We start from the raw sequence: 15,278 nt of genomic DNA, 5'->3' as shown, positions 1-15,278 counted from the left end.
CGGAGTCAGTGGCCCATGCCGAGGCCGCCGTCGACCGGGATGACGGCCCCGGTGACGTACGCCGCGCCGTCGGACGCGAGCCAGGTGACGGCGGAGGCGACCTCGGCCGTCGAGGCGTAGCGGCCCAGCGGGACCTGCGTCTTGATCGCGGCCTTCTGGTCGTCGGTCAGCACGTCGGTCATGTCGGTCTCGACGAAGCCCGGCGAGACCACGTTGGTGGTGATCGAGCGGCTGCCGAGCTCGCGGGCCAGCGAGCGCGCCATGCCGACGAGGCCGGCCTTGGACGCGGCGTAGTTGACCTGTCCGGCGGAGCCGAGCAGGCCGACCACGGAGGAGATCAGGATGATCCGGCCCCGGCGCAGTCGCAGCATGCCCTTGGCGGCCCGCTTGGCCAGCCGGAACGTGCCGGTGAGGTTGGTGTCGATGACCGACGACCAGTCGTCCTCGCTCATCCGCAGCAGCAGGGTGTCCTTGGTGATGCCGGCGTTGGCGACCAGCACCTCGACCGGGCCGTGCGCCTCCTCGACCTGCTTGAACGCCGCCTCGACGGCGTCCGGGTCGGTGATGTCGCAACGCACGTCGAGGGCACCCTCGGGCGCCCCGCCGGTGCGGGTGGTGACGGCCACCTTGTCGCCCTGGGCGATGAACGCCTCGGCGATCGCACGGCCGATGCCGCGGTTGCCGCCGGTCACGAGGACCGAACGGGGCTCGGAGGGGGCGCTGGATCCGGGAATCTGGCTCACGCTCCCGACGCTAGTGATTACCGGAGGGTATGCCGAAACGGCCTCGCCGCACAGGGGTGTCCCGGAGTCACTCGTCCTCGAGGCGGAAGCCGACCTTCATCCCGACCTGGAAGTGCTCGACCGAGCCGTCCTTGGCCTGGCCGCGGATCTGGGTCACCTCGAACCAGTCGATGTGGCGGAGGGTCTGGCCGGCGCGCTCGATGCCGTTGCGGATGGCCTGGTCGATGCCGTCCGGCGAGGTGCCGACGATCTCGGTGACGCGGTAGGTGCGGTTGGACATGGGGTTCCTCCTGCTCGACGCTGCACGTGGTCGGTTGAGCCTAGCGACGTACACTCGAGGCATGGCCAAGTCCGACGCTGTGCGCATCACGACGGCCCGCAGCAGCGCGGCCGAGGACATGCGCACACGGCAGCGCCGCTACGCCATCTCGATGACCATCCGCACCGTCTGCTTCCTGGCCGCCGTGTTCGTCGGGGACGGGGTGCTGCGGTGGATCCTGGTGGCCGCAGCCGTGTTCCTCCCCTTCCTCGCGGTGGTCGTCGCCAACGCCGAGAACCAGCGCGACGACGGATTCAGGCTTCCTGACGGCGCCGGGGCACACGAACTGACGGCTCGCAGCGACGAAGACTGAGGAAATACCGCCCGACACGGCCGTGTCTAAAGTTTGGTTTTCACCCAGTCCCATGGAATGATCTTTACTGCGAGCGCAGCATCCCCCGTCTGCGTCAGCGTCGAAGTGCCGGACAGCTTCCCCCCGTGGCTGTCCGGCACTTCTCTTTGCACCACGTACGCCCGGAGGAGGACGTCGATGGACCTCGACCGCGACATCTGCTCGGCCAAGGGCTGCCAGGCCGACGCCGTGTGGGACCTGCAGTGGAACAACCCGAAGATCCACACCCCCGAGCGCCGCAAGTCGTGGCTCGCGTGCGACGAGCACCGCTCCTCGCTCTCGGACTTCCTCGGGGCGCGAGGGTTCCTGAAGGACGTCGTTCCACACTCTCCGGCGGGCTGACTGCCGCCGCACGTGCGGCGGTTCCGGCCTCCGCACTCGCGTCTCAGGGGCGCGATCTGCCGCACGAGCGACTGATCCGGCGGATGGAGCGGTCCCGCGTCCACGCGCCGCCGGCTCCCGCAGCACCGATGGCCGCCAGCACCAGGGGCAGGTGCACCGCGACGGCGTCGGACAGCGTCTGCGCGAGGACCAGCGCCGTGCCGGTGAGGCCGACCATGATGGTGCCGGCGCCGGGGAGGCCGGCACGGTGAGGCCTGCGGGGGCGCAGGGACCGCCGTGCGTCGTGGCGCCCCATCGGGACGCCCAGTGCGGTGCCGCCGGCGAGGACGCCGACCAGCAGGAGAGGGCGGATCTCCGCCTCCTCGAGCACGTGGGGCAGGGCGAGGTGTGCAGCTGTCCCGACAGCCGCGAAGATCGCGAACCTCCACGGGGGGATCGGGCCGAACCAGGAGCTGAACGGTGCCGGTGCGGGGTCGACCTCGCTCATCCCCCGATGGCGGACATGGGCCGGTCGGGCTGGAGGAAGGTCACGTCGTCGATCCCGTGCCCGGCGCGCTTGCCGCGCATGGCGATCACCCATCGCTCGGCGATCTCCTCGTCACCGGCACCGGAGCGCAGCGCCGTACGGAGGTCGGACTCCTCGCGGGCGAACAGGCAGTTGCGCACCTGGCCGTCGGCGGTGAGGCGGACGCGGTCGCAGTCGCCACAGAACGGGCGGGTGACCGAGGCGATGATGCCCACGGTCGCCGGGCCACCGTCGACGTCGAACAGCTCGGCGGGCGCGCTCCCCCGCGGCTGCCCGTGGGGCGTCAGGGTGAACTCGGCCGACAGCGCGTCGAAGATCTCGTCGGCGGTCACCATCTCGGCCCGGCTCCAGTCGTGCTGGGCGTCGAGCGGCATCTGCTCGATGAACCGCAGCTCGTAGCCGTGCTGGACGCTCCAGCGGAGCAGCTCGGCGGCCTGGTCGTCGTTGGTGCCGCGCAGCAGCACCGCGTTGAGCTTCAACGGACCGAGCCCGGCGGCCTTCGCGGCCTCCAGGCCGGCGACCACGTCGGCGAGGCGGTCGCGACGGGTGATCGTCGCGAAGGTCTCCGGACGCACCGAGTCGATGCTGGCGTTGATCCGGTCGAGCCCGGCGTCGGCGAGGGCCTGCGCGGTGCGGGACAGCCCGAGCGCGTTGGTGGTCAGCGACGTCTCCACGCCGAGCGCGTGCGTACGGGCCACGATGTCGACCAGGCCGCGGCGCAGGAGCGGCTCGCCGCCGGTGAAGCGCACCTCGCGGATGCCGAGGCGTTCGACGCCGATGGTGATCAACCGGACGACCTCGTCGTCGGTGAGCGTCTGGTCGGTGGGCAGCCAGTCCAGGCCCTCCGCGGGCATGCAGTAGTTGCAGCGGAGGTTGCAGCGGTCGGTCAGCGAGACACGAAGATCCGTGGCCACGCGTCCGAAGCGGTCTGCCAGCGGTGTCGTCACTGTCACAGTCTAACGAGCGGGCCCGAGGCACCCGCCGTACGCTCAGGAAGCGCCGGATAGCCTCGACGCGTGCACAAGCTGCGGTTCCTGCTCTCGCGCCGCTGGATCGTCTTCGCACTCGTCGTCGTCGCGCTGGCCTGGGTCGCCTGGCGGCTCGGCGAATGGCAGTTCCACCGCCTCGAGGACCGCCAGGAACGCAACGAGATCATCCAGCGCAACGAGGAGTCCGGCCCGGCCCCCGTCGCCGAGGTGCTGGCGCCCGGGCGGGACGTCGCCCTCGCCGACGAGTGGCGCATCGTCGAGGCCACCGGCACCTACGCGGTCGAGGACACCGTGATCGTGCGCTACCGCACCCGCGAGGGCGCCGCCGGCGTCGACGTCGTCGTCCCGCTCGAGCTGGCCGACGGCACCAGCCTGCTGGTGGACCGCGGCTGGTACGCCACGGACAACCGGGGCGCGACCACCGCCGACGTGCCGGCGCCGCCGGCGGGCGAGGTCACCGTGACCGGGTGGGTGCGCCGCGACGCCGAGGGCGACAGCACCGAGGTCGCCGACCGGTCGACCCGCGCCGTCGACAGCCGACGCATCGGCGAGGCCCTCGGCCGCGAGGTGCTCGGCGGCTGGGTGGACCTGCGCTCGGAGTCCCCCGAGCCGGAGACGCCCCTGGTGCCTGTCGAGCTGCCCGAGCTCGACGAGGGTCCGCACTTCTTCTACGGCCTCCAGTGGTGGTTCTTCGGGGCGCTGGCGATCTTCGGGTTCTTCTACCTCATCTACGACGAGTGGCGCGGCGGGCGCGGCCCCTGGGGGAACAACCAGGCACAGACCCCCGAGCGCACCGCCCCGGGACGGGTCGAGCCCGCGCGGGCGCGGCGCCGCACCCTGCGCGAGCGGCTCGACTCGGGCGCGGAGCCGGGGGACGAGCCGGGCGACCGGTCAGTGGGCGCGGAGGAGACCGCCGTCGACCGGGAGCATCACGCCCGTCAGGAATGACGCCGCCGGCGAGAGCACGAAGGCCGCGACCGCCCCGAACTCCTCGGGCTCGCCGTAGCGGTCGAGCGGGATCGTCGCGCCGGCCGTGGCGTCGAGCTCGGCCACCCGACCGGTGGCGATGCGGCCCGGCAGCAGGCCGTTGACCCGTACGCCGCGCGGGCCCAGCTCGTCGGCGAGGGTCTTGGCGACCATCGCGAGGCGCGGACGCAGCCCCAGCGACTCCTGGGGGCGGCCCGAGAGCACGACCCACGCACCTCCGCGTCAGCTGGAGGTCCAGGCGCCCAACCTAACCAGCGATGGTGGACTCGGTCCTCGCCTCGCGGAACTGGGTCGCGTGGAGGGTGGCGTAGAGCCCGCCGGCGGCCAGCAGCTCGGCGTGGGTGCCCTGCTGGACGACGCGACCGTCGTCGAGGACGAGGATCAGGTCGGCGTTGCGCACGGTGGAGAGCCGGTGGGCGATGACCAGGGACGTACGCCCCTCGAGCGCGGCGTCGAGCGCCTGCTGGACCGCGGCCTCGGACTCGCTGTCGAGGTGCGCGGTCGCCTCGTCGAGGACGACGACGGCGGGCGCCTTGAGCAGCAGCCGCGCGATCGCCAGGCGCTGCCGCTCGCCGCCGCTGAGCCGGTAGCCCCGGTCGCCCACGACCGTGTCCAGGCCGTCGGGCAGGGCCCGCACCAGCGCCGCGATCTGCGCGGCCTCGAGGGCCGCCCAGATGTCGGGCTCGACGGCGTCCGGACGGGCGTAGAGCAGGTTGGCGCGGATGGTGTCGTGGAACATGTGCGCGTCCTGGGTGACGTAGCCGACGACGTCCTCCAGCGACTGGAGCGTGACGTCGCGGACGTCGTGGCCGCCGACGCGCACCGCACCCGACTCGACGTCGTAGAGGCGCGCGACGAGGTGGGTGACCGTGGTCTTGCCGGCGCCGGACGGCCCGACGAGGGCGACCATCTGCCCGGGCTCGGCGGTGAAGGTGACGTCGTGCAGCACGCGGCCCGTGTCGCGGGACTCGGTGCGCGCCACCGTCTCCAGCGAGGCGAGGGAGATCTCGTCGGCCCGGGGATAGGTGAAGGCGACGTGGTCGAACTCGAGCCGGGAGGCGGAGGGAGGCAGGACGACCGCGTCGGGCTTCTCGCGGATGAGCGACGGCAGGTCGAGCACCTCGAAGACCCGGTCGAAGCTGACCAGCGCAGTCATCACGTCGATGCGGACGTTGGAGAGGCCCTGGAGGGGGCCGAGCAGCCGGGTGAGCAGCACTCCGAGCGCGACGATCGTGCCGACCGACAGGTCCCCGCGGATGGCCAGCCAGCCGCCGATGCCGTAGACGAGCGCCGTGGCCAGCTGCGGCACCAGCGTCATGGCCGCGAAGAAGATCCGGGTCAGCAGCGATATGCGCACGCCGAGGTCGCGCACGACCGCGGCCTTGCGGGCGTAGGCGACGTCCTCGGCCTCGCGCCGTCCGAAGAGCTTGAGCAGCATCGCGCCGCCGACGTTGAACCGCTCCGTCATGGCGTTGCCGAGGTCGGCGTTGCCGTCCATCTGCTGGCGCGACAGGTCGGCCAGCCTCGCGCCGACCAGGCGTGAGGCCACCAGCAGGATCGGGAAGAGCGCGAGGCACAGCACCGTGACGGGCCAGCTGAGGAACAGCATCGTCACGCCCACCACGACGGCGGCGATGATGTTGGACACCGTGCCCTGGAGCGTCGAGGTGAAGGCGCGCTGGGCGCCGATCACGTCGTTGTTGAGGCGGCTCACCAGCGCGCCGGTCTGCGTCCGGGTGAAGAAGGCGAGCGACTGCCGCTGGACGTGCGCGAACACCTGCGTGCGCAGGTCGTAGATCAATCCCTCACCGATGCGGCTGGACAGCCACCCGGTGATCAGCCCGAAACCCGCGTCGACCACCGCGACGACGGCGACGAGGGCGGCGAGCCAGACCACCAGCGAGACGTCGCCCGTGCGGACCCCGTCGTCGATGATCGCCTTGAGCAGCAGCGGCGGAGCCACCACGAGGGCGGCGTCGACGACCGTGACCGCGAGGAACGCGGTGATCAGGCGCCGGTGCGGTCGGGCGAACCCCAGGACCCGGCGTACGGTCTGGCGCTCGATCTTGTTGTCGATGACGCTCCGGTCGCTGCGCAGGAACCGCCACGGAGGGCCACCTGCCCCCGGTCCCATCGACATACGTCTTCTCCCTCTGCCCGTCCGACCCAGGCAGAACGCCCCGGTGGACCCCAGTGTTCCTGAGGGGTACGACGATCAGTCCGCGAGGGCGGCCGCCACGGCGCGGAAGCGGCGTACCTGCGCCTCCCGCTCGAGCCGGCGCTGCTCGTCGAGGTCGCGGTCGGCCGCCCCCTGGAGCAGCGTCTTGGTCTCGGCCACGACGCCGGGCATCGGGGCGACCAGGGCGGCGGCCAGGTCGGCGACCGCCGCGTCGAGGTCGGCGGAGGGCACCGATGCAGTGGCCAGCCCGATGCGGACCGCCTCCTCGGCGGGCACGACCCGCGCGGTGGCGCAGATCTCCAGCGCCCGGGCGTAGCCGACGTGCTCGACCAGGGGCTTGGTGCCGGTGAGGTCGGGCACCAGGCCGAGGGCCGACTCCTTCATGGAGAACTTGGCGTCGTCGGCGACCACCCGGAGGTCGCACGACAGGGCGAGCTGGAAGCCGGCGCCGATGGCGTGGCCGCGCACCTTGGCGATCGAGACGAAGCGCGGGTCGCGCAGCCAGGTGAAGCCGCCCTGGAACTCGTCGATGCGTGCGGCGGCCTCGTCGTCACTGAGCGCCAGCAGGCCGACGACGCTCTCCTGGCCGGCCGTCGACGGGTCGAGCATGGCCCGGTCGAGCCCGGCGGAGAAGGTCTCCCCCTCCCCCGTCACCACGACGACCCGGACGTCGTGCGGCAGCGTGCGGCCGATCTCGCCCAGCGCGATCCACATCGCGGGAGTCTGCGCGTTGCGGACCTCGGGACGGTCGAGGGTCACCGTGGCCACCTGGCCGTCGATGTCGAGGCGGAGGCCGACGGCGGCGAGGTCTTCGGGAGTCATGGGCGCGAGGTTACTACCCGTCGGTAACCTCAGGCGAGGGAGACCAGGTCGGCGTACTCGTCGCTCCAGAGGTCCTCGTCGCCGTCGGGCAGCAGCAGCACCCGGTCGGGGTCGAGCGCCCGTACGGCTCCCTCGTCGTGCGTCACCAGGATGATCGCCCCGGTGTAGCTGCGGATCGCGTGCAGCACCTCCTCGCGGGAGGCCGGGTCGAGGTTGTTGGTGGGCTCGTCGAGCAGCAGCACGTTGGCGCTCGACACGACGAGGATCGCCAGGGCGAGGCGGGTCTTCTCCCCACCGGACAGCACGCCGGCGGGCTTGTGGGCGTCGTCGCCGGAGAAGAGGAACGACCCCAGCACGGAGCGGGCCTGCGTGTCGGTCAGCTCCGGTGCGGCGCTGTGCATGTTCTCCAGCACGGTCCGGTTGACGTCGAGGGTCTCGTGCTCCTGGGCGTAGTAGCCCATCTTGAGGCCGTAGCCCGCGACCACCTCGCCGGTGTCGGGCTGGTCGACGCCCGCGAGGATGCGCAGCATCGTGGTCTTGCCGGCGCCGTTGAGCCCGAGGATGACGACGCGGCTGCCGCGGTCGATCGCGAGGTCGACGGCGGTGAAGACCTCGAGCGAGCCGTAGGACTTCGACAGCTCGGTGCCCATGAGCGGCGTCTTGCCGCACGGGGCCGGCTCCGGGAACGCGATGCGCGCGACCTTGTCGGCCTGACGCTCGGACTCGATGCCGGCCATCATCTTCTCGGCGCGCTTGAGCATCGACTGCGCGGCCTGCGCCTTGGTGGCCTTGGCCCGCATCTTGTTGGCCTGGTCGGTGAGGACCTTCGCCTTGTTCTCGGCGTTCTGGCGCTCGCGCTTGCGCCGCTTCTCGTCGTCCTCGCGCTGGGTGAGGTAGTTGTGCCAGCCCATGTTGTAGACGTCGATGACGGCCCGGTTGGCGTCGAGGTGGAAGACCTTGTTGACCGTCGCCTCGAGCAGCGCGTTGTCGTGGCTGATCACGACGAAGCCGCCGCGGTGTGCCTTGAGGAAGTCGCGCAGCCAGACGATCGAGTCGGCGTCGAGGTGGTTGGTGGGCTCGTCGAGCAGCATGATCTCCGCGCCGGAGAACAGGATCCGGGCGAGCTCGACGCGACGGCGCTGGCCTCCGGACAGCGTGCCGATCGGCTGGGCGAGCAGGCGCTCCTCGATGCCGAGCGCGGCGGCCATCTGCGCGGCCTCGGACTCCGCGGCGTACCCGCCTCCGGCGTGCAGCTCGGCGTCGGCGCGCGTCCACCGCTTCATCCCGCGCTCGTGGACCTTCGGGTCCTCGCTGGCCATGTCGACCTCGGCCTCGCGCAGGCGGCGTACGACCTCGTCGAGGCCGCGCGCGGACAGGATCCGGTCGCGGGCGATGACCTCGGGGTCGCCGACGCGCGGGTCCTGGGGCAGGTAGCCGACCTCGCCGCTGCGCAGGACCTGCCCGGACGCGGGCTGGCCCTCGCCGGCGAGGATGCGGGTGAGGGTCGTCTTGCCGGCGCCGTTGCGCCCCACGAGGCCCACTTTGTCGCCTGCGGCGATGCGGAAGGTGACGTCCTCCATGAGGAGCCGCGCGCCGGCTCGGACCTCGAGCTTCTGGGCGGTGATCATCTCGGGCGCCATCCTACGAAGGGGTGGCTCCGAGAGCCCCATCGGCGGCGTTCGCGCTACTGTGCGCAAAGGCTCCCCCAGCCCCCCAGATCCGCGGAAAGGCGACTCCCATGCGCTTCAACCCGAAGGCAGACATCAGCGGTGGCCGCGTCCGCGACGTCGGCGGCAGCGGCGGCGGTGGCGGTGGTGGCGGGATGCGGATCCCGATCCCCGGCGGCACCCGGGCCGGCGGCGGGATCGGAGGCCTCATCATCATCATCCTGTTCGTCGTGCTGACGCAGTGCGTGGGTGGAGGCGGTGGCCTGCCCAGTCCCGGCGGCTCCGGCTCGCAGACCCAGCCCGAGGGCATCGACACCGGCGACAAGCGCTACGCCAACTGCAAGACCGGCGCGGACGCGGACGACGACCCCGACTGCGCCCGCCTCGGTGTCGCGGTCTCGCTCGAGGACTACTGGGGCGAGACCCTGCCCGAGCAGGGTGACGTCCAGTTCCAGCCGTCCACGATCAACACCTTCGCCGGCGGCGTCGACACTGCCTGCGGTCAGGCGACCTCGCAGGTCGGCCCCTTCTACTGCCCCGGTGACCAGCAGATCTACCTCGACACCACGTTCTTCCCCCAAGTGCTCGAGCAGCAGCTCGGGGGCCAGGGCGGCGACTTCGTCGAGCCCTACGTCCTCGCCCACGAGTACGGCCACCACATCCAGAACCTGATGGGCACGATGGGCAAGGTCCGCACCCAGCAGGGCGCCGACTCCGACGCCGTACGCCTCGAGCTGCAGGCCGACTGCTACGCCGGCATGTGGACCGCCTACGCCGAGGACAGCGAGCTGCTCACCCTCGACGACGGCGACATCGCCGAGGCGCTCGACTCCGCCAAGGCCGTCGGCGACGACCGCATCCAGCAGAAGTCCGGGCAGGGCGTCGACCCCGACGGCTGGACCCACGGCTCGTCGGAGCAGCGGATGGGGTGGTTCAGCCGCGGCTACGAGGAGGGCACGCTCGAGTCGTGCGACACCTTCTCCGCCAGCGAGCTCTGACCCGGGCCGGCGCTCAGGCCAGCAGCGCCTCGATGTGCCCGACCTGGCGCTGCATGGCGTAGATGTAGGGAGCGACGCTCGGGTGGCGGAACTTGCCCGCCAGCGCTCCCTCCCCGTCGGCGACCCGGGCCAGCGCCCAGTCCAGCCGCGTGAGGGCGGTGTAGACGGCCATCACGCGCGCGCCCGTCACCACCTCGTCGGGTGAGGCCAGGCCGGCCGGCAGCGCGTCGACGTACGCCTCGACGAGCGGCTCGACGTCCTCGCGGGTGGCGAGGGAGAGGTAGCCGAGGTCAGCCCCGACCGGGCCACGACCCAGGTGGGCCCAGTCGATGGCGATCGCGCCCTCGCCGCCGGGCACCCGTCCGGGGATGTTGGCGGCGGACGGGTCGCCGTGCTGTGCCACCTGCGGCAACGCGTCGCACCGGTCCAGCCACACGGTCCGGTGCCGCCAGAGGTGGTCGGCGATGTCGGCCATCGGCGTGCGCGCGAGGGTGCGCCAGCCGCCGCGGCGCTCCACCAGCGCCAGCCGGCTGCGGAGCTGGTCGCGCGCGAGCCAGGGGTGGGTGCCGAGGTCGGCCGCGGCGAACCGCCCGAGGCAGGCGGCCAGCCAGAGGCCCGGAGCGTCGTCGGCCTCCACCCGGACGTGGACCAGGGTGAGGCCCTCGTCGTCCTCGTCGACCCGCACCACCGGCGCCTCGCGGAGCCCGGGCGAGTCCGCGACGACGCCGCTGAGGGCGACGTCGGCAGCACGCCGCCAGTAGTTCACGTCGGCGGGCGCCAGCGGGCCACGGGCGTCGTACGGGTCGGGGCGCGCGAGCCGCTTCACGACGACGTCGCGACCGCCCATCTGCGCGGACCACAGCCCGACGGTGGCCGGCCCTGCCCCCGGGAGGCGCTGCCACCCCGGCTCCGGCTGCCAGGCCGTCGCGGCGGACCCGTCCATGGTGGTGAACCTAGCCGACCTCAGGCGTTGACGACATCGACGCGGAGCGCCTGCGTGTCGGCGATCGCCGCGTCCAGCACCGCGCGGCGCGGGTCGGGCACGGCCAGCCACGGCTCGACCACCGTGAGACCGGTGAGGCGCGGATCGGCCAGCACCGCGTCGACCGCTGCGTGGTCGCCCCCGGTGGAGACGACCGGCACCGCGCCCAGGATCCGGGCGGCGTGGTCGGCGGCGGCCTCGTAGGCCTGGCGCGCCTGGTTGTCGCGGCGCCGCGCGAACCGCTGCTGGCTCTGGCCGCCGGCCTTGGTGCGGCCCTGCACGTGCCGCTGGCCGACCTTGTGCTCGACGAGGTCCGTGCCCCGCAGCCGCGCCACGGCGAACCCGCCCTTGCGCACCAGGAGCACTCCCCACTCCCCCGGCGCGACCGCCGCGGTCGCGAACGCTGCCGCCTCGGGCTCCCCGGCGTACGACGCCCCGAAGGGCAGTCGGGCGGTGAAGTGCGAGCCGTCCGCGGCCTCCCCGCGCAGGGCGCCGTCGGCCACCGACAGCGTGGCGCCGCCGTGACCGGTGGTGAAGTTGGCCACCCAGCGCTCCCAGCGCGCGACGGGGACCAGGACGTGGGGCACGGTGACGGAGGTCCTCAGAGGAAGTCGAGCGGGTCGAACTCGTCGATCGGGATGACCCGGGTGCGCGGCAGCGCGGAGTTGAAGGCGCCGAGGTCGTACTCGAGGTCGAAGATCCGCAGGCCCGGCAGGTTGCGGAACTGCGAGTTGACGAACTCGGTGAACCCGATGACGCCGACCTGACGACTGCCGTCGCAGAGGGCGGAGACCTGCTCCACGAAGTCGCCGTCATGGCTGACGAGCACCACGTCGGCATCGCGGTGGACGAGCGCCTCGGCCGTGCGCTGGATCGCGATGTCGACGATCTTGCCCTCGCCGCTCAGCGGGATGGGCTTGAAGCCGATCGCCAGCAGGGCCTGGACGAAGCTCGTCGGCAGCTCGGTGGTCGCGGCCAGGAAGAACAGGCCCGTGACGTCCTGGTCGAAGGCCCGCTCCGCCCACTCGAGCAGCCGGTCCCAACGCGGGCGCTCCTCCGGGCGGGGGCGCCGGCCCAGGATCGAGGTGCCCAGGGTGGCGTCGATGTTCTCCCCGTCGACGAGGAGGTAGGTCATCCGCTCGGCCATGCGAGGACTCTCCCACACCGGCCGCGGGCCGGCCGTCAGGCCTGGTAGACGACCTTGAAGGACTCGACGACCTCGTCGCCGGCCACGTCCACCTCGGTCACCTCGACGAGCGCCCGCGGGACGCCCGACCCGTCGCAGAGGATCGAGAGCACGCCGCTCTGCGGGAGCTCGCCGGCGTAGTCGGCCTCGGCCGCCGTGGTGCTCCCCTTCTCGTCGGCGAGGACCTGCGCGACGAACGCGTCGGACTCCTCTGGCGTCTCGCCGTAGGCCCACGCGGGGGGCGGCACGGACTCGAGCGTCGTGGGGCCGAAGTAGGTCGGCGCCGCGTTGAGCTTGGCGTGGAACCGGGCGAGGTCCCAGAAGACCCGGAGCTCCTCGTGGTCGAACGCGATCAGGGACAGGTCGACCTCGGGCTCCTCCATGGCCGCAGCCTATCGACCTGCCGGTCGGACTAGGCCACGGCCGCGACGTACGCCGCGAACTCGCGCGCCGCCTCCATCGAGCCGGGCCGCGGCGGGGCCAGCGGGTCGAGGCCGAGGTCGCGGTCGGCGAGCACCTGCTGCAGCAGCGGGCGCCACCCGGGGTCGCCGTGCATCATCGCCCAGCGCAGCGCGTCCCGCTTGCTGGCCACCTCGCCGGTGCGCACCGTGTAGAGGCTGCGCGCCGCCTGCACCACGAGGTAGCGCTGGCACCACGCGACGGCGGGCGGACACCAGTCGAGGACGTCGTGGGCCAGCGTCGCCAGCCCCGCGCGCGCGCTCTCCCGGAGCACGTCGTCCGGCACCGGGGCCACGACCTCGACGGCGCACGGACCGACGAGGGTGATCCCGTGCTCGCGCAGGATCCATCGCGTCCAGGGCTGGTTGCAGTGCTCCGACCACTCGAGCCGGTCCGACCCGTGGTCGACGTAGAGCCACTGGCGGCCGAGCCCGTCCGGCGTACGCAGGTCCCCCGCGACGGCGTACGACCCCTCGAGGTGACGGTTCCAGAAGCCGGGACGCTGGGGCAGCTCCGCGTGCAGCTCGCGGAGCGCCGCCTCCTGCCCGGCGTCGGGTCGCTCGCGGACGACGACGAGGAAGTCGCAGTCGCTGTGCCGGTCCCCCGCGCCGAGTGCGAAGGAGCCCTGGAGGTACGCCCCGACGAACGACTCGCCCAGGGCGGACTGCGCGCCGGTGACGAGGTCGTGCAGCACGCCGTTGAGCTCGGCGTAACGCGTCGGGTGGGGGTTCAGCACGGTTGGAGTGTGCGCCCGTACGCGCCCGGACGCCACGGATTATCGGGGCGTGCGCACCGGTCCCGCGCCGCTGGTCCGGCTGGGGTCCGCGGGCTACGGTCGAAGGTCCCCCCACCCAACCGGAGGTCCACATGCGTCGCCTCGTCCTCACCTGCACCGCCGCCGCCCTCGGTGTCGCCCTGTCTCCGGTCGTCCCGACCGCCAGCGGTGTGACCGCTGCACCCACCGGCACCTTCCCCGACCGCATCGAGCTGCCGGACGGCTTCCAGCCGGAGGGGATCGCCCTCGGCCCGGGACCGACGGCGTGGTTCGGGTCCCGGGCCGACGGCGACATCTACGAGGTCTCGCTGCGCACCGGCGAGGGCACCGTCATCAGCGAGGGGCCCGGCACCCCCTCGGTGGGGATGAAGTCCGACCGGCAGGGTCGCCTCTACGTCGCCGGTGGCAGCTCCGGCACCGCCCGGATCATCGACACCGAGACCGGCGCCGTGCTGGCCGACCGGACCCTCACGACCGGCGCCAGCTTCGTCAACGACGTGGTCCTGACGCGCACCGCGGCGTGGTTCACCGACTCCTCACAGCCCCAGCTCTACCGCGTCGACCGCGGGGCGGGCGGTGAGCCCGGGACGGCCACCACCACGCTGCCCCTGACGGGCGAGTGGGTACAGGGCACGGGGTTCGGCGCCAACGGCATCAGCACCACGCCGACCGGCCGCGCGCTGCTGGTGGTGAACTCCACGACCGGGCTGCTCTACCGCGTCGACCCGGCCACCGGCGAGGCCACGCAGGTCGACCTCGGCGGGGCGTCGCTGACGATGGGCGACGGCATGCTCCGCCACGGCCGCACCCTCTACGTCGTGCGCAACCGCATCAACGAGGTCGCCGTGCTGCGCCTCTCGCGCTCCGGCCTCACCGGACGCCTGGTCCGGACGATCACCGCCGGCGACCTGCCCGCGTCGACGTCCTTCGACGTGCCGACCACGGTCGCGAAGTTCGGCTCGCACCTCTACCTGCCCAACGCGCGCTTCACCACGCCGGCGACCCCGACCACCGACTACTGGGTGACCAGGGTGCGGGCGAAGGCCGGGAGCTGAGCCCGGAGGTGTCGACCCGACCGTCGCGCGCTGCGCGCGTGCCCGACCTCAGACGTTGAAGCCGAGGGCGCGCAGCTGCTCGCGGCCGTCCTCGGTGATCTTGTCCGGACCCCACGGCGGCATCCAGACCCAGTTGATCGCGACGTCGCCGACCAGGCCCTCGAGGGCCGACTCGGTCTGGTCGGTGATCACGTCGGTCAGCGGGCATGCCGCGGAGGTGAGCGTCATGTCGAGCACGGCGTTGCTGTGCTCGTCGAGGTGGACGTCGTAGACCAGGCCCAGGTCGACGACGTTGATCCCGAGCTCGGGGTCGACGACGTCCTTCATCGCCTCGGTGACGTCCTCGACGGTCACGGTGGACGTACCGGCGCCGGGGGCGGCCTCGGGGACCTCGGGCAGGTCGGAGTGGTCGGCCTTCTGGGGCTCGCTCATGCGGTCTCTCCTTCAGTCTGGGCCTGGGTGGTCGCGTCCTTCCACGCCATCCAGGAGAGGAGCGCGCACTTCACGCGCGCAGGGAACTTGGCGACGCCGGCGAAGGCGATCCCGTCCTCGAGGACGTCCTCGTCGGGCTCGACCTGCCCCTTGCCCTGCATGAGCTCGAGGAAGGTCTGGTGGATGGTCATGGCCTCGTCCACCGGCTTGCCGATCACGAGGTCGGTCAGCACGGACGCCGACGCCTGCGAGATGGAGCAGCCGACGCTGTCGTAGGACACGTCCTCGACCACGGGGCCGTCGGCACCGTCGGACAGGTGCACCCGGAGGGTCACCTCGTCGCCGCACGTCGGGTTGACGTGGTGCACCTCGGACTCGAAGGGGTCGCGCAGCCCCTTGTGGTGCGGGTTCTTGTAGTGGTCCAGGATGATCTCCTGGTAGAGCGCGTCGAGATCGGTGCTCATC

The 15,278-nt window shown here is 72.4% G+C and carries 20 protein-coding genes; 5 read left to right on the top strand and 15 right to left on the bottom strand.

Features of this window, described 5'->3' with window-relative positions:
* Window positions 1-5 precede the first annotated feature (5 nt).
* A complete protein-coding gene (gene fabG, locus IEZ24_RS13670; RefSeq protein WP_165356038.1) occupies window positions 6-743 on the bottom strand; it encodes a 3-oxoacyl-[acyl-carrier-protein] reductase in 738 nt (245 codons plus the stop codon).
* 67 nt (window positions 744-810) lie between these two features.
* Window positions 811-1,023, bottom strand: a complete 213-nt coding sequence (locus IEZ24_RS13665) for a dodecin (RefSeq protein ID WP_129454388.1) — start codon at window positions 1,021-1,023, stop codon at window positions 811-813.
* A 61-nt stretch (window positions 1,024-1,084) separates the two neighbouring features.
* On the opposite strand from IEZ24_RS13665, the gene IEZ24_RS13660 reads away from it, so the two are divergent.
* Both IEZ24_RS13660 and IEZ24_RS13655 read left to right on the top strand, forming a co-directional pair.
* A complete protein-coding gene (locus IEZ24_RS13660; protein ID WP_129454389.1) occupies window positions 1,085-1,375 on the top strand; it encodes a DUF3099 domain-containing protein in 291 nt (96 codons plus the stop codon).
* Between the two features lie 177 nt (window positions 1,376-1,552).
* Complete coding sequence (locus tag IEZ24_RS13655) at window positions 1,553-1,756, top strand: acetone carboxylase (protein WP_129454391.1); 204 nt, start codon at window positions 1,553-1,555, stop codon at window positions 1,754-1,756.
* Window positions 1,757-1,799: 43 nt separating this feature from the next.
* Here the strand turns inward: IEZ24_RS13655 and IEZ24_RS13650 are convergent, their stop codons facing one another.
* Window positions 1,800-2,243, bottom strand: coding sequence for a hypothetical protein (locus IEZ24_RS13650; protein WP_129454393.1), 444 nt, complete (start codon window positions 2,241-2,243; stop codon window positions 1,800-1,802).
* Window positions 2,240-3,229, bottom strand: a complete 990-nt coding sequence (gene moaA / locus IEZ24_RS13645) for a GTP 3',8-cyclase MoaA (protein WP_129454395.1) — start codon at window positions 3,227-3,229, stop codon at window positions 2,240-2,242. Before moaA ends, IEZ24_RS13650 begins: the two co-directional genes overlap by 4 nt.
* A gap of 69 nt (window positions 3,230-3,298) precedes the next feature.
* On the opposite strand from moaA, the gene IEZ24_RS13640 reads away from it, so the two are divergent.
* A complete protein-coding gene (locus IEZ24_RS13640) occupies window positions 3,299-4,219 on the top strand; it encodes an SURF1 family cytochrome oxidase biogenesis protein (protein WP_129454396.1) in 921 nt (306 codons plus the stop codon).
* Here the strand turns inward: IEZ24_RS13640 and IEZ24_RS13635 are convergent.
* The 4 genes from IEZ24_RS13635 to IEZ24_RS13620 form a co-directional block, all read right to left on the bottom strand.
* Window positions 4,163-4,462 (bottom strand): SDR family oxidoreductase, encoded by a 300-nt coding sequence (locus IEZ24_RS13635; RefSeq protein ID WP_242498424.1) that lies wholly within the window; start codon window positions 4,460-4,462, stop codon window positions 4,163-4,165. The genes IEZ24_RS13640 and IEZ24_RS13635 overlap by 57 nt on opposite strands.
* A gap of 43 nt (window positions 4,463-4,505) precedes the next feature.
* A complete protein-coding gene (locus IEZ24_RS13630; protein ID WP_318151925.1) occupies window positions 4,506-6,392 on the bottom strand; it encodes an ABC transporter ATP-binding protein in 1,887 nt (628 codons plus the stop codon).
* Between the two features lie 81 nt (window positions 6,393-6,473).
* Entirely contained in the window at window positions 6,474-7,259 is a 786-nt protein-coding gene (locus IEZ24_RS13625) for an enoyl-CoA hydratase/isomerase family protein (protein ID WP_129454400.1), read from the bottom strand.
* A 29-nt stretch (window positions 7,260-7,288) separates the two neighbouring features.
* The gene (locus IEZ24_RS13620; protein WP_129454401.1) at window positions 7,289-8,887 is read right to left on the bottom strand and encodes an ABC-F family ATP-binding cassette domain-containing protein; all 1,599 of its coding nucleotides are present in this window, start codon (window positions 8,885-8,887) and stop codon (window positions 7,289-7,291) included.
* Between the two features lie 110 nt (window positions 8,888-8,997).
* Between IEZ24_RS13620 and ypfJ the strand changes: the two genes are divergently transcribed.
* Window positions 8,998-9,924, top strand: coding sequence for a KPN_02809 family neutral zinc metallopeptidase (gene ypfJ, locus IEZ24_RS13615; RefSeq protein WP_129454403.1), 927 nt, complete (start codon window positions 8,998-9,000; stop codon window positions 9,922-9,924).
* Window positions 9,925-9,937: 13 nt separating this feature from the next.
* Here the strand turns inward: ypfJ and IEZ24_RS13610 are convergent, their stop codons facing one another.
* Genes IEZ24_RS13610 through IEZ24_RS13590 form a run of 5 tightly spaced genes read right to left on the bottom strand, consistent with a single transcriptional unit; the run spans window position 9,938 to window position 13,287 of the window.
* Window positions 9,938-10,867 carry a phosphotransferase gene (locus IEZ24_RS13610; RefSeq protein ID WP_129454405.1) on the bottom strand — a complete coding sequence of 310 codons (930 nt, stop codon included), beginning with the start codon at window positions 10,865-10,867 and terminating at the stop codon, window positions 9,938-9,940.
* A gap of 20 nt (window positions 10,868-10,887) precedes the next feature.
* The gene (locus IEZ24_RS13605; protein ID WP_129454407.1) at window positions 10,888-11,493 is read right to left on the bottom strand and encodes an acVLRF1 family peptidyl-tRNA hydrolase; all 606 of its coding nucleotides are present in this window, start codon (window positions 11,491-11,493) and stop codon (window positions 10,888-10,890) included.
* A gap of 14 nt (window positions 11,494-11,507) precedes the next feature.
* Window positions 11,508-12,053 carry an NYN domain-containing protein gene (locus IEZ24_RS13600; RefSeq protein WP_129454408.1) on the bottom strand — a complete coding sequence of 182 codons (546 nt, stop codon included), beginning with the start codon at window positions 12,051-12,053 and terminating at the stop codon, window positions 11,508-11,510.
* A 35-nt stretch (window positions 12,054-12,088) separates the two neighbouring features.
* Entirely contained in the window at window positions 12,089-12,475 is a 387-nt protein-coding gene (locus IEZ24_RS13595) for an ASCH domain-containing protein (protein ID WP_129454410.1), read from the bottom strand.
* A gap of 29 nt (window positions 12,476-12,504) precedes the next feature.
* Window positions 12,505-13,287, bottom strand: a complete 783-nt coding sequence (locus tag IEZ24_RS13590) for an aminoglycoside adenylyltransferase domain-containing protein (protein WP_207206760.1) — start codon at window positions 13,285-13,287, stop codon at window positions 12,505-12,507.
* A gap of 131 nt (window positions 13,288-13,418) precedes the next feature.
* Between IEZ24_RS13590 and IEZ24_RS13585 the strand changes: the two genes are divergently transcribed.
* The gene (locus IEZ24_RS13585; protein WP_129454412.1) at window positions 13,419-14,381 is read left to right on the top strand and encodes an SMP-30/gluconolactonase/LRE family protein; all 963 of its coding nucleotides are present in this window, start codon (window positions 13,419-13,421) and stop codon (window positions 14,379-14,381) included.
* 48 nt (window positions 14,382-14,429) lie between these two features.
* On the opposite strand, the gene IEZ24_RS13580 is transcribed toward IEZ24_RS13585, so the two are convergent.
* Together IEZ24_RS13580 and sufU are read right to left on the bottom strand one after the other, a co-directional pair.
* On the bottom strand, window positions 14,430-14,813 hold the full coding sequence (locus IEZ24_RS13580; RefSeq protein WP_129454413.1) for a metal-sulfur cluster assembly factor: 384 nt from the start codon (window positions 14,811-14,813) through the stop codon (window positions 14,430-14,432).
* Window positions 14,810-15,277 carry a Fe-S cluster assembly sulfur transfer protein SufU gene (gene sufU, locus IEZ24_RS13575; RefSeq protein WP_129454415.1) on the bottom strand — a complete coding sequence of 156 codons (468 nt, stop codon included), beginning with the start codon at window positions 15,275-15,277 and terminating at the stop codon, window positions 14,810-14,812. The genes IEZ24_RS13580 and sufU overlap by 4 nt, the downstream gene beginning before the upstream one ends.
* Window position 15,278 lies beyond the last annotated feature (1 nt).

The sequence above is a fragment of the Nocardioides ganghwensis genome (assembly GCF_014779655.1).
In the GTDB taxonomy this organism is placed as follows: Bacteria; Actinomycetota; Actinomycetes; order Propionibacteriales; family Nocardioidaceae; genus Nocardioides; species Nocardioides ganghwensis.
Note: the sequence above shows the minus strand (reverse complement) of the source record. Positions and strands in the feature narration are given on the sequence as shown.

Excerpts from the sequence above, each read along its gene's own strand:
- IEZ24_RS13650 (WP_129454393.1), bottom strand. The coding sequence starts at position 2,243 with ATGAGCGAGGTCGACCCCGCACCGGCACCGTTCAGCTCCTGGTTCGGC.
- IEZ24_RS13665 (WP_129454388.1), bottom strand. The coding sequence starts at position 1,023 with ATGTCCAACCGCACCTACCGCGTCACCGAGATCGTCGGCACCTCGCCG.
- IEZ24_RS13630 (WP_318151925.1), bottom strand. The coding sequence starts at position 6,392 with ATGGGACCGGGGGCAGGTGGCCCTCCGTGGCGGTTCCTGCGCAGCGAC.
- IEZ24_RS13600 (WP_129454408.1), bottom strand. The coding sequence starts at position 12,053 with ATGGCCGAGCGGATGACCTACCTCCTCGTCGACGGGGAGAACATCGAC.
- sufU (WP_129454415.1), bottom strand. The coding sequence starts at position 15,277 with ATGAGCACCGATCTCGACGCGCTCTACCAGGAGATCATCCTGGACCAC.
- ypfJ (WP_129454403.1), top strand. The coding sequence starts at position 8,998 with ATGCGCTTCAACCCGAAGGCAGACATCAGCGGTGGCCGCGTCCGCGAC.
- IEZ24_RS13595 (WP_129454410.1), bottom strand. The coding sequence starts at position 12,475 with ATGGAGGAGCCCGAGGTCGACCTGTCCCTGATCGCGTTCGACCACGAG.
- IEZ24_RS13585 (WP_129454412.1), top strand. The coding sequence starts at position 13,419 with ATGCGTCGCCTCGTCCTCACCTGCACCGCCGCCGCCCTCGGTGTCGCC.
- IEZ24_RS13610 (WP_129454405.1), bottom strand. The coding sequence starts at position 10,867 with ATGGACGGGTCCGCCGCGACGGCCTGGCAGCCGGAGCCGGGGTGGCAG.
- IEZ24_RS13625 (WP_129454400.1), bottom strand. The coding sequence starts at position 7,259 with ATGACTCCCGAAGACCTCGCCGCCGTCGGCCTCCGCCTCGACATCGAC.
- IEZ24_RS13655 (WP_129454391.1), top strand. The coding sequence starts at position 1,553 with ATGGACCTCGACCGCGACATCTGCTCGGCCAAGGGCTGCCAGGCCGAC.
- IEZ24_RS13660 (WP_129454389.1), top strand. The coding sequence starts at position 1,085 with ATGGCCAAGTCCGACGCTGTGCGCATCACGACGGCCCGCAGCAGCGCG.
- IEZ24_RS13580 (WP_129454413.1), bottom strand. The coding sequence starts at position 14,813 with ATGAGCGAGCCCCAGAAGGCCGACCACTCCGACCTGCCCGAGGTCCCC.
- IEZ24_RS13620 (WP_129454401.1), bottom strand. The coding sequence starts at position 8,887 with ATGATCACCGCCCAGAAGCTCGAGGTCCGAGCCGGCGCGCGGCTCCTC.